The 12,438-nt window shown below is 64.2% G+C and carries 12 protein-coding genes; 8 read left to right on the plus strand and 4 right to left on the minus strand.

What is annotated here, in order from left to right:
• Nucleotides 1-9 precede the first annotated feature (9 nt).
• The gene (locus tag ACR65J_RS05175) at nucleotides 10-1,383 is read left to right on the plus strand and encodes an NtaA/DmoA family FMN-dependent monooxygenase (RefSeq protein WP_440166700.1); all 1,374 of its coding nucleotides are present in this window, start codon (nucleotides 10-12) and stop codon (nucleotides 1,381-1,383) included.
• A gap of 164 nt (nucleotides 1,384-1,547) precedes the next feature.
• Here the strand turns inward: ACR65J_RS05175 and ACR65J_RS05180 are convergent, their stop codons facing one another.
• Nucleotides 1,548-2,126, minus strand: a complete 579-nt coding sequence (locus tag ACR65J_RS05180) for a pentapeptide repeat-containing protein (protein ID WP_440166702.1) — start codon at nucleotides 2,124-2,126, stop codon at nucleotides 1,548-1,550.
• A gap of 384 nt (nucleotides 2,127-2,510) precedes the next feature.
• On the opposite strand from ACR65J_RS05180, the gene ACR65J_RS05185 reads away from it, so the two are divergent.
• Nucleotides 2,511-2,951, plus strand: coding sequence for a hypothetical protein (locus ACR65J_RS05185; protein WP_440166704.1), 441 nt, complete (start codon nucleotides 2,511-2,513; stop codon nucleotides 2,949-2,951).
• On the opposite strand, the gene ACR65J_RS05190 is transcribed toward ACR65J_RS05185, so the two are convergent.
• Nucleotides 2,937-3,971: a LacI family DNA-binding transcriptional regulator gene (locus ACR65J_RS05190; RefSeq protein ID WP_440166706.1), complete on the minus strand. Its 1,035-nt coding sequence runs from the start codon at nucleotides 3,969-3,971 to the stop codon at nucleotides 2,937-2,939. The two genes, ACR65J_RS05185 and ACR65J_RS05190, sit on opposite strands and share 15 nt — an antisense overlap.
• Nucleotides 3,972-4,205: 234 nt before the next feature.
• Between ACR65J_RS05190 and ACR65J_RS05195 the strand changes: the two genes are divergently transcribed.
• The 6 genes from ACR65J_RS05195 to ACR65J_RS05220 all read left to right on the plus strand — a co-directional run bounded on the left by ACR65J_RS05195 (nucleotide 4,206) and on the right by ACR65J_RS05220 (nucleotide 10,429).
• Complete coding sequence (locus ACR65J_RS05195) at nucleotides 4,206-5,558, plus strand: NAD(P)H-dependent oxidoreductase (protein ID WP_440166707.1); 1,353 nt, start codon at nucleotides 4,206-4,208, stop codon at nucleotides 5,556-5,558.
• 95 nt (nucleotides 5,559-5,653) lie between these two features.
• Nucleotides 5,654-6,685, plus strand: coding sequence for a DctP family TRAP transporter solute-binding subunit (locus ACR65J_RS05200; protein ID WP_440166709.1), 1,032 nt, complete (start codon nucleotides 5,654-5,656; stop codon nucleotides 6,683-6,685).
• A gap of 83 nt (nucleotides 6,686-6,768) precedes the next feature.
• Complete coding sequence (locus ACR65J_RS05205; RefSeq protein ID WP_440166711.1) at nucleotides 6,769-8,688, plus strand: TRAP transporter large permease; 1,920 nt, start codon at nucleotides 6,769-6,771, stop codon at nucleotides 8,686-8,688.
• A gap of 3 nt (nucleotides 8,689-8,691) precedes the next feature.
• Nucleotides 8,692-9,615: an NAD(P)-dependent oxidoreductase gene (locus ACR65J_RS05210; protein ID WP_440166713.1), complete on the plus strand. Its 924-nt coding sequence runs from the start codon at nucleotides 8,692-8,694 to the stop codon at nucleotides 9,613-9,615.
• A complete protein-coding gene (locus tag ACR65J_RS05215) occupies nucleotides 9,612-9,923 on the plus strand; it encodes a putative quinol monooxygenase (RefSeq protein ID WP_440166715.1) in 312 nt (103 codons plus the stop codon). Before ACR65J_RS05210 ends, ACR65J_RS05215 begins: the two co-directional genes overlap by 4 nt.
• A complete protein-coding gene (locus tag ACR65J_RS05220; protein ID WP_440166717.1) occupies nucleotides 9,923-10,429 on the plus strand; it encodes a gluconokinase in 507 nt (168 codons plus the stop codon). The genes ACR65J_RS05215 and ACR65J_RS05220 overlap by 1 nt, the downstream gene beginning before the upstream one ends.
• Nucleotides 10,430-10,508: 79 nt before the next feature.
• On the opposite strand, the gene ACR65J_RS05225 is transcribed toward ACR65J_RS05220, so the two are convergent.
• Together ACR65J_RS05225 and ACR65J_RS05230 are read right to left on the minus strand one after the other, a co-directional pair.
• Nucleotides 10,509-11,453, minus strand: coding sequence for an alpha/beta fold hydrolase (locus tag ACR65J_RS05225; RefSeq protein WP_440166719.1), 945 nt, complete (start codon nucleotides 11,451-11,453; stop codon nucleotides 10,509-10,511).
• Nucleotides 11,454-11,495: 42 nt separating this feature from the next.
• Nucleotides 11,496-12,425 (minus strand): carbohydrate kinase family protein, encoded by a 930-nt coding sequence (locus ACR65J_RS05230; RefSeq protein ID WP_440167407.1) that lies wholly within the window; start codon nucleotides 12,423-12,425, stop codon nucleotides 11,496-11,498.
• Nucleotides 12,426-12,438 lie beyond the last annotated feature (13 nt).

A 12,438-nucleotide genomic window follows, 5' to 3' on the forward strand; every position in this document is an offset into this window, starting at 1 on the left:
AAAAATCCAATGACACAGCACACCCGTGCTAAATCCGAGGTCTTCGTTTCGTCCGGTCAGATCCAGTTCGGCGTCTTCTTCCAGGGCGTCAACTCCGGGACCATCTGGAAGGCCCCCGAATCAGGCTCGCAGACGGACTTCGAGTCGTTCCGCCGCATCGCCCAGACCGCCGAACGGGGACTGTTCGCAGCGTTCTTCCTGGGCGAGGGACTCCGCCTCCGGGAACACCTGGGCCGTCCGCATGCGCTGGACGTGGCGGGGCGCCCGGACGCCCAGACCATGCTCGCCGCCTTGGCGTCGGTGACCAGGAACATCGGCCTGGTGGCCACCCAGAACACCACGTACAACGATCCCGCAGACCTTGCGCACCGGCTGGCCTCGCTGGACCTGATCTCCGGTGGGCGCGCGGCGTGGAACATCGTGACCACTGACAACGCCTGGACCGGGGCGAACTTCCGCCGCGGCGGCTACCTGGACCACGCGGACCGGTACAAGCATGCGGAGGCGTTCGTGGAAACGGCCAAGCGGATCTGGGATTCCTGGGAGACTCCGGATGGTCCCGCCCGCCGGGTGCTCCATGAGGGGCAGCACTACACGGTGGATGTGACGCCGCGCTTGCCGCGCAGTGCGCAGTACCGGCCGGTGCTGTTCCAGGCCGGGGATTCGCCGGAGGGCCGAAACTTCGCGGCCCGGCAGGCGGACGTGATCTTCTCGGCACACCCGAAGTTCGACGACGCCGTGAAGTTCCGCAAGGACCTGGTGGAGCGTTCCCTGGCCGCCGGCCGCGCTGCGAACGCCGTGCAGATCATGCCGGCCAGCGAGTTCATCCTGGCGCCCAGCGCAGCCGAGGCAGCGGAAACGAAGGAGTGGGTGCGGAGCCTGCAGATCGGCCCGCAGCAGGCCATTGCGTACCTGGAGCAGTTCTGGGGGCGGGAGCTGTCGTCGTACGACCCGGACGGGCCTCTGCCGGAGATCGATCCGGTGGTGGAGGAGACGTCCGAGACGCGCGGCAGCGGCTTCCACGGTGCCAAGGCCCGGCAGCTGGCGGACCAGTGGCGGGCGGAGGCGAAGGACAAGGGGTTGTCCATCCGGCAGTTCGTCACCTCAAAGACAGCGCGGATCGACTCCACCTTCACCGGCTCCTACACCGCGGTGGCGGACCAGCTGGCGGAGTATGCGCGGGTGGGCGCCGTGGACGGGTTCAACATCTCGCCGTGGCTGGTCCCCACGGGACTGGATGACATCGTGAACCACCTGGTGCCGGAACTGCAGGAACGCGGCGTGTACCCCACCGAGTATCGGGGCAGCACGCTCCGGGAGCAGCTGGGGCTGGAGACGCCGGTGCGCACTTGCGACACGCCTGCCCAGGCGGTCCGCGCCTGATGCACTGGGCTCGCTTGGCTGGAAGGGCCGGCCTTGCTGGGAGGGACGACGACGGCGCTGAGGCGGGTGCCAGCGTCGACCCTTCCAGCGGTGCTTCGCTTGGGACGGTCAGGCTGCAGCTGACGGTGTGGGAGCAGTGGGCGTAGTTCCTCGCCAGGCAGGCTTCAGGAGGGGCAGTTGACTGCTTCCGCACTTGGGGGAGGAGTGAAGCCCTCAGGCCAGATGGTTGAGGAGTCCCAGCAAACGTCAGACAAGGCGGCGCTATCCAAATTTTTTACGTCGGTGAAATCCGCCCCTTGGAGAGAGCTTCTGCTGAAATCAGTGCCTGATAAGTCGCTCCCTTTAAAGGATGCTGAAATGGCATATGCATGAACTATCTTGGCGCTCTTCAGGTGCGCGGCGATGAACTTGGTCTCGTGCAACGTGGTATCACTCAGATCTGCTCCTTCGAGATGGGCCGCATTAAATCCGGCGGCCGGAAGGAAGGCGTACTTCAGGTCCGCGTCGTTTAGGTTTGCGTTAACCAGTTGCGCACCCGGAAGTCTCAGGCCCGACAGGTTTTGCCTCTCAAGATCCAGGCCTCTGAACGGACGAGGAAGGTTCGGATCATCAGAAGAGCGTTCCCTGACAAAACGCAAGTTCTCTATTCGTTGGTCGTTGTTTGCTCGTTGCAGCTCAAAGCACGCTGTAAATAGGAAGGTGATTACGCCGACGATTAGTCCGATGACGATTCCTTCCGACACTCGCTGTCGGACTCTACTTCTACGCATGGTCTCACCCGTATCGTCATAAGCACTGAACCGATCCCCCAGGCTTATGCAGATATGGTCCGCAGTAGGGGGCAGACTTGCAATAGCGGACCTGTAATTGCGGGTTACTTTTAGGGGTTCTCTGCAAAAGGGGGGTATTCGCTGGATGATCACACAGAGAGCTTCTTGACCCCTTGGTTTGTTATCGGTTCGGAGGTCTGCCCTTCAATGGAATAGAGCCTCCACGCTGGCAGTGCCGTCGTCGACCCTTCCATGGAAGGTGCTTCGCTTGGGACCGTCAGGCTGCAGCTGACGGTGCGGGAGCAGTGGGCGTATAGTTCCTAGGCCGGTCCGGAGATGCAGGACTAAACTTTAATGATGAAACTGAGCCACATTCCCCTCCGCCTGGCCACCGGAGCCTTCATATTGAACGCCGGCTACAGCAAGCGGAACCTGGACAAGGACAGCGCCGCGCAAATGCAGAGCATGGGGGCCAAGGTGTACCCGCAGCTGGCCCGGATGGAGCCGGAAACGTTTGGAAAGCTGCTCAGCTACGCCGAGATGACCTTGGGCGCAACGCTCCTGGCGCCGTTCGTGCCGAGCCGGCTGGCCGGGCTGGGCCTTGGCCTCTTCTCCGGGTCCCTTCTCACCATGTATCGAAGAATTCCGGAAATGACTTTGGCGGACGGGATCCGGCCAAGCCGGCAAGGCACCGCGCTGGCGAAGGACGTCTGGATGTTCGGAATTGCCCTCGCGCTGATCCTGGACCGGAACCGCGCAAAGAGCTCTTCGCCGAATCGGACCCTAGCGAGCGCTTGACAGGATGAGGGGTGCGCAGCTGTTGCGCGGCAGGTAGTCGGCTTTGACCTCGATGCGCCGTGCCCCATCCGGCAGCTTCCCCTGCATCCGCCCGAGGACCAGCTCGATGGCGTGAACGGCAAGCATGTCGAGCGGCTGGCGGATGACGCTCAACGGGGGAGTGGTCAGTTCGGTCCAGGGATTGTCGTCAAAGACAATGAGGGAAAGCTCGTCCGGGATGTCGATGCCCATCTGGACGAGCCGCCGGACGGCACTTTGCACTTGTGCGGTATTGGCAACGATGAGTGCCGTTGGCGGTTGACGCATCGCAAGCAGTGATCCGACGGCGCCGCCACCAGCGTCCCCGCGGAAAGGCACGTCACGGATAAGCGTGGGGTCTACGGGCAGGTCTGCGTTCTGGTGGGCGGCCTTGTAGCCGTTCAGCCTGGCACTTCCGGTGGAGGTGGTGAGCGGGCCCGTGATCAGCCCGATCCGGGTGTGGCCGAGGCTTAGGAGATGCTCGGTTGAGCGTTGGGCCGAGTCGAAGTTCTCGATGCTCACGACGTCGACGTCTTCGAGTTCCTCGATGGCACGGTCGATGAAGACGACGTTGACGCCGAGGTCCCGCAGGCGCCTCCATTTTTCAATGTTGCCCCCGGTGGGAGTGGCAATAACGCCGCTCACGGACCGGTCGAGCAGGGTGTCCAGGGAGTCCGCCTCCAGGTGCGGATCTTCCTGCGTGGTCATCAACACCACCTGGACGCCATGGCTGCGCGCTTCCCAGACGATCCTGTCGGCCAGGCGGGCGAAAAACGGGTTGGAGAGGTCGGTGACCACCAGGCCGATGGTGAGTGCGTGCCCCGCGCTGAGCTCTCGCGCGGCCGCCCTGGGCCGGTACCCCAGTTCGTCGATGACCCGCAGGACTTCCTGCCTTTTAGTAGGCGCCACCGGCCCCGAATCCGGGTTAAGGACCCGTGAGACCACGGAGACGGACACTCCTGCAGCCGCCGCCACATCGCGAATAGTAGGCGCTTTGCGCACCGCTCCTCCTTGAGACACAAGCCCTCGTCGTCATTACCTACGCCATCCCTTTGCCGGTTCGCTTCATTACGAAGGGCCGGGAAGGTGATCGTTGACACAGCTTACCAGCGGCTGGTACAAAAGTGGAACCGGTTCCACTCCGGATAGTTTTCCCTACCGAATGCGACAAAGAAGTTGTGCCATCCGGCCTGCCGGAGGTGCTTTCTTTCGCCAGGCACCCCTTAGAGAGATTCCGTGAACCTTCATAAACTCCTCAGCGAGCGCGAGCAGCAAGCGCGTCCCATCCGTGTTGGACTGATTGGCGCCGGCCGCTACGGGACCATGTACCTGGCCCAGGCCAACAACATTCCCGGCATCCACGTCGTCGCGATCGCCGATATCAACGTCAAGCGGGCCCAAGGCGCCTTCGAGCTGGTGGAGTGGCCTGCAGCGCAGGTTGCTCCGGACATCGCCACAGCTTTGCGGGACCGATCCACGGCCATCGTTGCGAATGCCGATGAGCTGTTCGACGTCGACATTGACGTCATTGTCGAAGCCACCGGCAACCCGATCGTCGGCATCAAGCACGCCCTGAAGGCGATCGAAACCAAGAAGCACATCATCATGGTCACCGTCGAAGCCGATGCCCTCGCCGGCCCGGCGCTGGCCAAGCGGGCCGAGGAAGCAGGGGTCGTCTACTCCATGGCTTATGGGGACCAACCGGCCCTCATCATGGAACTCGTCGACTGGGCCCGCACCAGCGGCTTTGACGTGGTCTGCGCCGGCAAGGGCGCCAAATACCTGGAGCACTACCACGAGATGAACCCGGACAACGTCTGGGAAAACTGGGAGTTCTCCAAGGAACTGACGGACTCCGGCCAGCTGAACCCCTACATGCACACCTCCTTCCGCGACGGGACCAAGGCAGCCATCGAAATGGCAGCGGTTGCCAACGGAGCAGGGCTCGCACCCTCCGATTCCGGCCTGAGCTTCACGCCCGGCAACGTTGAGGAGATCGCGACGATCTGCCGCCCTGCCGCCGTCGGTGGTTCCCTTGCCCATGAGGGAAGCGTCGACGTCATGTCCAGCGTCAACCGCGACGGCAGCTGGATCAGCCACAACACCCAGGAAGGCGTCTTCGTCGTGGTCAAGGCAACCAACGATTACGTCTCCGGCTGCTTCAACGAATACCCCTGGCACCCGGACCCCACCGGCCAGTACGCCGCCCTGTACCGCCCGTACCACTACGTCGGCCTCGAACTGAACATGTCCATTGCCAACGCAGCCCTCCGCGGCATCCCCACCGGCGGGCCGGTCGGTTTCTACGGTGACGTGGTGGCCACCGCCAAGAAGGATCTCAAGGCCGGGGAATTCCTCGACGGCGAGGGTGGCTTCACGGTCTGGGGCAAGCTGGTTTCCGCGAAGCACTCGGTTGCTACCGGCGCCCTGCCGGTCGCCCTGGCACACCATGTGGAGCTGCGTAACGATGTGCCCAAGGGAGCGATCGTTGGTTGGGACGATGTCATCATTGATGACTCCCTGTCCCAGGCGCTGGAACTCCGCCGGGAAACCGAAGCGCTCATCGCCACCCCCGTCACTGTCTCCTGAACCAGTTCCCCTGGCTCCAAGCCAACCCGCTGCCCTCGGCCGTCCGCCGTGGCTGCCGCGCAGCACCGCATCCTTCCAATGAAGAAAGGCATCGAATGAACCTCAAGACCCGCGCCATCACCGGGGTACTGGCTACCAGCCTGGCTGCCGCCCTGCTGTCCGGCTGTGCCGGCGGAACCCCCGCCGGCCAGACCGGTCCGGTGGCCAAGATCCAGCTCTCCATCCCGGATCCGCTGACCTCCTCCGTCGGCGTGAGCGCCCAGCACTTTGCCGACCAGGTCAAGAAGACCTCCAATGGTTCCGTCCAGGTCACCGTGGTACCCAACGGCACGAGCTTCAGCGGAGACCAGAATGCCGCTGTCACCCGGCTTCAGGGCGGATCGCTCGACGGGCTCATCCTGTCCACCTCCGTGTACGCCTCGGTGGTGCCGGAGATGAACGGCATCAGCATCCCCTACCTGTTCGCGGACACGAAGGAAGAAGCAAAGTTCCTCGCCGGGGAACCCGGAAAGGTCCTGAAGGACAAGCTTGCCGCAAAGGACACTGTGGCGCTCTCCTTCCTGACCCGGACCGGCCGGGAGATCACCAACTCTGTGCGCGCGATTGAACAGCCGTCCGACCTGAAGGGGCTGAAGATCCGGGTGCCGGGCAACACCCTGTGGACCGACTTCTTCGGAAAGCTGGGGGCAAGCCCCACCACCATGGCCTTCTCGGAAGTCTTCACCGGCCTGCAGACCGGAACCATCGACGGCCAGGAAAACCCGATTGAGGTTCCTTGGACGAACAAGTTCTCCGAGGTGCAGAAATACGTCTCCATGACCAACCACATCAACGACGCCTGGGTGCTGGCCCTGTCATCGAAGAAGTGGGATTCACTGACGGATGACCAGAAGAAGGCACTCACCACCGCTTCCGAGGAAACGGCAACCTTCAAGACGGGCTACGACGAGGAACAGTCCAAGAAGCAGTTGGATGAGCTGGCGGCCAAGGGCATGAAGGCCAACGAGCTCAGCGCGTCCGGACTCGCTGAGTTCAAGGCCACCTCCCAAAGTCTCTACCCGGAGTTTTCCAAGCTCATCGGCAAGGAATTCTTCGACCAGGCCATCGCCTTCGCCGGCAAGAAGTAACGACGGCGGGTGGGAGCCCTCCCAGGGGTTCCCACCCACTCTCCACCGAAATCCCGCTATCAATGTCGACAGTCTGGAACACCATGAAACCCACCGTTGCTCCCCAGGACTACGAGGAAGTCCTTCCCCTCGAAGCGGAGGAAATCCTTCACCACGACCACGTGCCAGCCCGCTGGAGCGGCGCAGCATGGCTCGACAAGACGCTCGAATGGGTTGTGGGGGCGGCGATTCTCGCGGAGCTCGTGGTCATTCTCCTGAACATCACCGTCCGTGTCATCACTGGTGACTCAGTGCTTTGGACACAGGAGGTGTCCGAAATTGCCCTGCTGACTATTGCCTTCATCGGGGGTGCGATCGCCTACCCGAAGGGCGCCCACATGTCCGTCCAGGCGCTCATCATGCGCCTGCCCGCAACCTGGAAGCCCTACCTCGCGGCGCTTGTGGACTGGCTCGTCTTTGTCATGAGCGCCGGTGCGCTTGCCTTGTTCGTTCCCACCCTCGTGCAGCAGCTTGAGGAAAAGACCCCCATCCTTCAGCTGCCAGTGTTTTGGGTCAATATGCCCTTCTCGGTGGGCATGGTCCTCATCGCGTGGTTTGCCCTCGTCAAACTCCGGCGGCAGCCCTGGCGTCCCGCCGCCGTTGGTGCCGGAATCGCGGCGGCCCTCGTCGCCGTCGTCCTCGTCTCGCCGCCGCTGTTCTACTACGCCTCCCCGAACGTCCTGCTCGTGGTGGTCCTCGTGGCCCTGTTCGGCCTGCTGTTCCTGGGACTGCCCATTGCGTTTGTCCTGGCCCTCGCCTCCGGAATCTACCTGTACCTGGGCGGCATTTCCGACGTCAGCGCCATCCCCATCGGCATGGCCTCCGGCGCCAAGGGCTTCGTCCTGCTGGCCATCCCGTTCTTCATCCTGGCCGGTACGGTTATGAACTCCGCGGGCCTTACCCTGCCGCTGGCCAAGCTCGTCGACGCACTGATCGGCCATCTCCGCGGCGGCCTGCTGCAGGTGGTGGTGGTCACCATGTACATCTTCTCCGGCATCTCCGGCTCCAAAGTCGCTGACGTAGCAGCCGTTGGCACCACCATGCGCGGCATGCTCGAAGAACGTAAATACCCGCGGGGCGAAGTGGTGGCCGTCCTGTCGGCGTCTGCCATCATGGGCGAAACCATTCCGCCCAGCATCGTCCTGCTCATCCTGGGCTCCATAACCACCATCTCAACCACCACCCTGTTCCTGGCAGGCTTCGTGCCGGCAGCCTTCCTCGCCCTGGTGGTCATGGCAATGGTGTTCCTGAGGGCGCGCAAGCAGGGAGGCGTTCCAAGCGCCAAGGCCACATGGCGGGCCCGCGGCTCCGCCACCTTCTTCGCCCTGCCGACGCTTCTGCTGCCCGTCGGCATGGTGGTCGGGATCCTGAGCGGATTCGCCACCCCCACGGAAGTTTCCTCGGTCGCCGTCGCCTACGCCTTTGTACTCGCGGCAGCCTACCGACGCGGCAGCAGGCGCCTGCTCGGCGACACCCTGCGCGAAACGACGACGACGGCGGGCATGGTGCTGTTCATCATCGCGGCAGCGTCACCCCTGGCCCAGACCCTCGCCCTGGCCGGCGTCTCCCAGCAGATCCACGACCTGATGTCCGGGCTGGGTGACTCTCCCATCCTGTTCATGCTCTTCACTGTGGTGCTGCTGGTCATCATGGGCCAGCTGCTCGAAGGCCTCCCCGCGGTGCTCATCTTCGCCCCGCTGCTCCTGCCGATCGCCACCGACTTCGGCGTGAATCCTGTGCAGTATGCCATGGTCCTCATCATCTCCATGGGCATCGGCTCCTTCGCCCCGCCGGCAGGGGTTGGCTTCTATGTCGCCTGTGCCACTGCCCGCGAAACCGTGGAAAACAGCCTCAAGCATTTCTGGCCGTACTTGGTGGCGGTGTTCGTGGGCCTCCTCGTCCTCGCCGCCGTGCCCTGGTTCAGCACCTTCCTTCCCGCCCTCGCCGGCCTGATCCCCTTCTAATCCATGACAGAAATCAGACCTTCCTCACCCCTTGACCCTGGCACCTCGGTTTCACTGCTCGGCACCGGCCCCATGGGAGCCCCCATCGCCAGGAACCTTATCGACCGCGGGGTTCCTCTGACTCTGTGGAACCGGACCCTCCACAAGGCCGAAGCCATCGAAGGAGGGACAGTAGCCCCGCGGCCGGCCGATGCCGCCGCGGATGTTGTCCTCACCGTCCTGCCGGACCTGCCCCAGGTCGAAGCTCTCCTGGAAGGGGAGGACGGCCTGCTCGCGGGATGGGCACACGCAGGCGTGGCTGAACCTGTCCTGGTCATCCACGGCACCGTGTCACCCACGGCGGTCGCCGCCTTCGCCGCCCGCTGCAAGTCCCTCTACGGCGTAATCGTGATCGATGCACCGCTCAGCGGCGGGACCATCGGGGCGGAGCAGGGCCGGCTGAGCATCATGACGGGTGGGCCAGCTGGCGTCGTCCAATGGCTTACTCCGCTTTTAGAGCTTTACAGCTCCACCGTCCTGTGGTTCGGGGAGGCGGGGGCCGGGGCCATCGTCAAAGCCTGCAACCAGATCGTGGTGGCGGCGACGGTCGCCGCCTTGTCCGAGTCGATGGCGTTGGCGAAGGCGTCGGGCCTGGACCTGGAAAAGGTCCAGGCAATCCTCAAAGGCGGCCTGGCCAACTCCGAGGTCCTCCAACAAAAAGGCGCCCGCTGGATCGCAGAGGATTTCCATGGCGGCGGTTCGGCAAAGAACCAGCTCAAAGACCTGCGTTTCGTCACGGAGGCCGCGGCGGACGCCGGGCTCTCGCTGCCCCTCGCCACCACTCTTAGAACGGAATTCCAAACAATGGTCACCGATGGCCTCGGGGATCTTGACCACACTGGCATCTACCTCAGCATTACCAACAATCGAGTTAAGGAACCATCATGACCATCGTCGTCACAGCAGTATTCACACCCAACGACGGCGCCCGCGACCAGGTTGTCGCAGCCCTCGAGCCCGCCATCGCCGAGGTCCACGAAGAACCCGGATGCCTCCTGTACGCCATCCACGACGCGCCCAACGGCCAGATTGTGATGATCGAGAAGTGGGAGACGGCTGAACTGCTCGACGCACACGGAGTCGGGGACGCCGTCAAGCGCCTCAACGCTTCGCTCGAAGGACTCCTGGCGGAGCCTGTCGAGGTTACCCGCCTGGTTCCCATTCCCGCCGGCACCGCCCGGCAAGGCGCCCTCTAATGCCCCAAAGCATCGTGGTCATGGGGGTCTCCGGTGCCGGAAAATCCTCCGTGGGCCAGGCGCTCGCCAGCCAGCTCGGGGCCAGCTTCATCGATGGCGACACCCTGCACCCCGAAGCAAACGTCAGAAAAATGGCCGCAGGTGTTCCCCTCACGGATGAGGACCGGTGGCCGTGGCTCCACCTCGTGGGTACCCAGCTGTCCGCCAGCACGGAAAACGCAACCATTGTTGCCTGCTCAGCTCTGAAAAGAAGCTACCGGGATGCCATCCGTGCGGCCGCGCCGGACACGGCGTTCATCCTGCTGCAAGCCGACAGGCCGGCACTGCAGGACCGCCTCACCCAACGCCCCGGCCACTTCATGCCGGCGTCGCTGCTCACCTCCCAGCTGGAAACCCTGGAGGAACTCCACAACGACGAATCCGGCCTGATGGTCGAGTCGACGGGAGGCATCGACACGACAGTGGAACGGATCCGGAAGCTGTTGAAGCAAGCAGCAGAGGGCTGAATTTGCCGGGCTGGAAGGGACGACGACGGCGCGGGCGAGTGCCGTCGTCGTACCTTCCGCGGGAGGTGCTTGGGGACCGTCAGCTGCCGACGACTCGCTGGATGAACTCGACCGTCTCGCGCTCCGTCTCGGCTCGGGTGGTGGGTTCGTTGTGCACCTCGTGCCGGACGCCTGGGAAGACGCGGGTGCGGACGTCCGCGTGGCCCGAATCGGCCAGGCGGTTGGCCACGTGGTAGGCGCCCTCGCCGTAGTTGGTCACGGGGTCCTGGTCGCCGGCGAGGATCAGGACGGGGAGTTCGGCGGGGAGCTGTTTGTACCAGTCGTCGGAGGTGACCTGGTCGTAGAGGTCCACGAAGCCCTGCAGGAAGCGGGCGCTCAGGGGTGCGCCGAAGTTGTTGAAGGGGTCCCGGCCGTGGTCGGCCACCACGTCCGCATTCAGCGCCACCCAAGCGGTAGGTCCGGCACCTTCGCCGAAGCGGCCCAGGAAGCCGTCGAACAACTGGGCCACCAGTTCCTGGGGTGCCGGCTCTGCACCGCGCTCGCCGGAGGCAAGCCTGGCCAGTTCGGGACGGTCGACCATTTTCTCGATGCCGCGCATCTGGGCGGCGATGCCGCAGAGGACCAGGCCGGACAGCTGTGTCCGCGGGTCCACGGCCATCCCGCGGGCAATCATGGAGCCCCAGCTGTGGCCGAACACGACGTAGGGAAGCGAGGGGAGGGCTTCTTTGGCCTTGGCCTGGAGGGTGACCTCATCGGCAACCACTACGCTGGCGGCGTCCTCGCCGGCGTCGCCCCAGGTGCCCTGCTGCATTGCGGTGCGGCCGTGCCCGGAGTGGTCGCCGGCCACCACGATGAACCCCGCGTCCACCAGGGTGGAGATCAGGTGGAGGTAGCGGCGGGAGTGCTCGCCCAGCCCGTGGATCAGTTGCACGATCGCCTTGGGCTGGCCGATGGGTTCGTAGACCCACGCCTGGATGGTGTCGCGGCCGTTGGCCGACGTGAACTCGATTTCCTGCAGTGACATATGTTCCTCCCGTGCCGGCGCCGTCGCTGGCTTGTGGCGAGTCTACTGAAGCCGGGAGCGGAGCTCTTCTGCGGTCGGGGGATTGGCGCCGGGCCTGGACACCGTGATTGCCGCCGCCGCGGCGGCCGTTCGCCCCAGCTGCTCCAGGACGGAGGGTGCGTAACCGTTGGCTCCACGGTTGAGGAGTCCCAGAATCAGTGCGGACATGTAGGAGTCACCGGCGCCGATGGTATCCGCGACGATGGTCTTCACGGCCGGGACGTGGACGCGGCTTGATGTTGCAGCCAGCAGCGAGCCGGACGAACCCCTGGTTATGACGGCCAGGTCCGCTCCCAGGCCCAGGATGTGGTCGGCTGCCTGTTCCACGTCCCTGTGCGGGTAGAGCCACGCAGCGTCCTCGTCGCTGAGTTTGACCACGTCTGCGAGGTAGACCAGCTCTTCGAAATTGCGTCGTTCTTCGGCTTGGCTGCCGAGCAGGTCCGGCCTGATATTGGGATCGTAGGTGATGGTGCACTTGTCGCGGAGTTGCTGGAGGATGGCTTTGACGCTTTTGGAGCCCGGGGCCAGGGAACTTGCGATGGAGCCGGTGTGAAGGACCTTGGGCGGGGTATGTGACAGGTCGAGCGGCGCGGGGTCCCATGTGATATCGAAGGCGTAGCTGGCCGAGCCATCCGGGGTGATGGTGGCTGCCGCCGTCGAGGTTTTCTCCAGTGAGCGGGAGCCGGGCATGAGCTTCACTCCGCCGCCGGCAAGGTGCTGCTCGAGTGCCGCGCCGCGGGGATCATCGCCGATGGCGGTGAGCAGCCCGGTGTTGATTCCCAGCCGGGCCAGGCCGTAAGCCACATTGGCGGGGGATCCGCCGGGGTGCTCGTTGGTGCCATCGGATGTGGTGACGATGTCAATCAGGGCTTCCCCGATGACGACGGCGTCCAGCGCCTGGGGTGCGGGGTTCGGCTTCCCGTACTCGTGCATTTCTGTCATTCCC

This window comes from Arthrobacter sp. SAFR-044 (genome assembly GCF_059414985.1).

Excerpts from the sequence above, each read along its gene's own strand:
- ACR65J_RS05215 (WP_440166715.1), top strand. The coding sequence starts at position 9,612 with ATGACCATCGTCGTCACAGCAGTATTCACACCCAACGACGGCGCCCGC.
- ACR65J_RS05220 (WP_440166717.1), top strand. The coding sequence starts at position 9,923 with ATGCCCCAAAGCATCGTGGTCATGGGGGTCTCCGGTGCCGGAAAATCC.
- ACR65J_RS05230 (WP_440167407.1), bottom strand. The coding sequence starts at position 12,425 with ATGCACGAGTACGGGAAGCCGAACCCCGCACCCCAGGCGCTGGACGCC.
- ACR65J_RS05185 (WP_440166704.1), top strand. The coding sequence starts at position 2,511 with ATGAAACTGAGCCACATTCCCCTCCGCCTGGCCACCGGAGCCTTCATA.
- ACR65J_RS05205 (WP_440166711.1), top strand. The coding sequence starts at position 6,769 with ATGAAACCCACCGTTGCTCCCCAGGACTACGAGGAAGTCCTTCCCCTC.
- ACR65J_RS05175 (WP_440166700.1), top strand. The coding sequence starts at position 10 with ATGACACAGCACACCCGTGCTAAATCCGAGGTCTTCGTTTCGTCCGGT.
- ACR65J_RS05210 (WP_440166713.1), top strand. The coding sequence starts at position 8,692 with ATGACAGAAATCAGACCTTCCTCACCCCTTGACCCTGGCACCTCGGTT.
- ACR65J_RS05225 (WP_440166719.1), bottom strand. The coding sequence starts at position 11,453 with ATGTCACTGCAGGAAATCGAGTTCACGTCGGCCAACGGCCGCGACACC.
- ACR65J_RS05200 (WP_440166709.1), top strand. The coding sequence starts at position 5,654 with ATGAACCTCAAGACCCGCGCCATCACCGGGGTACTGGCTACCAGCCTG.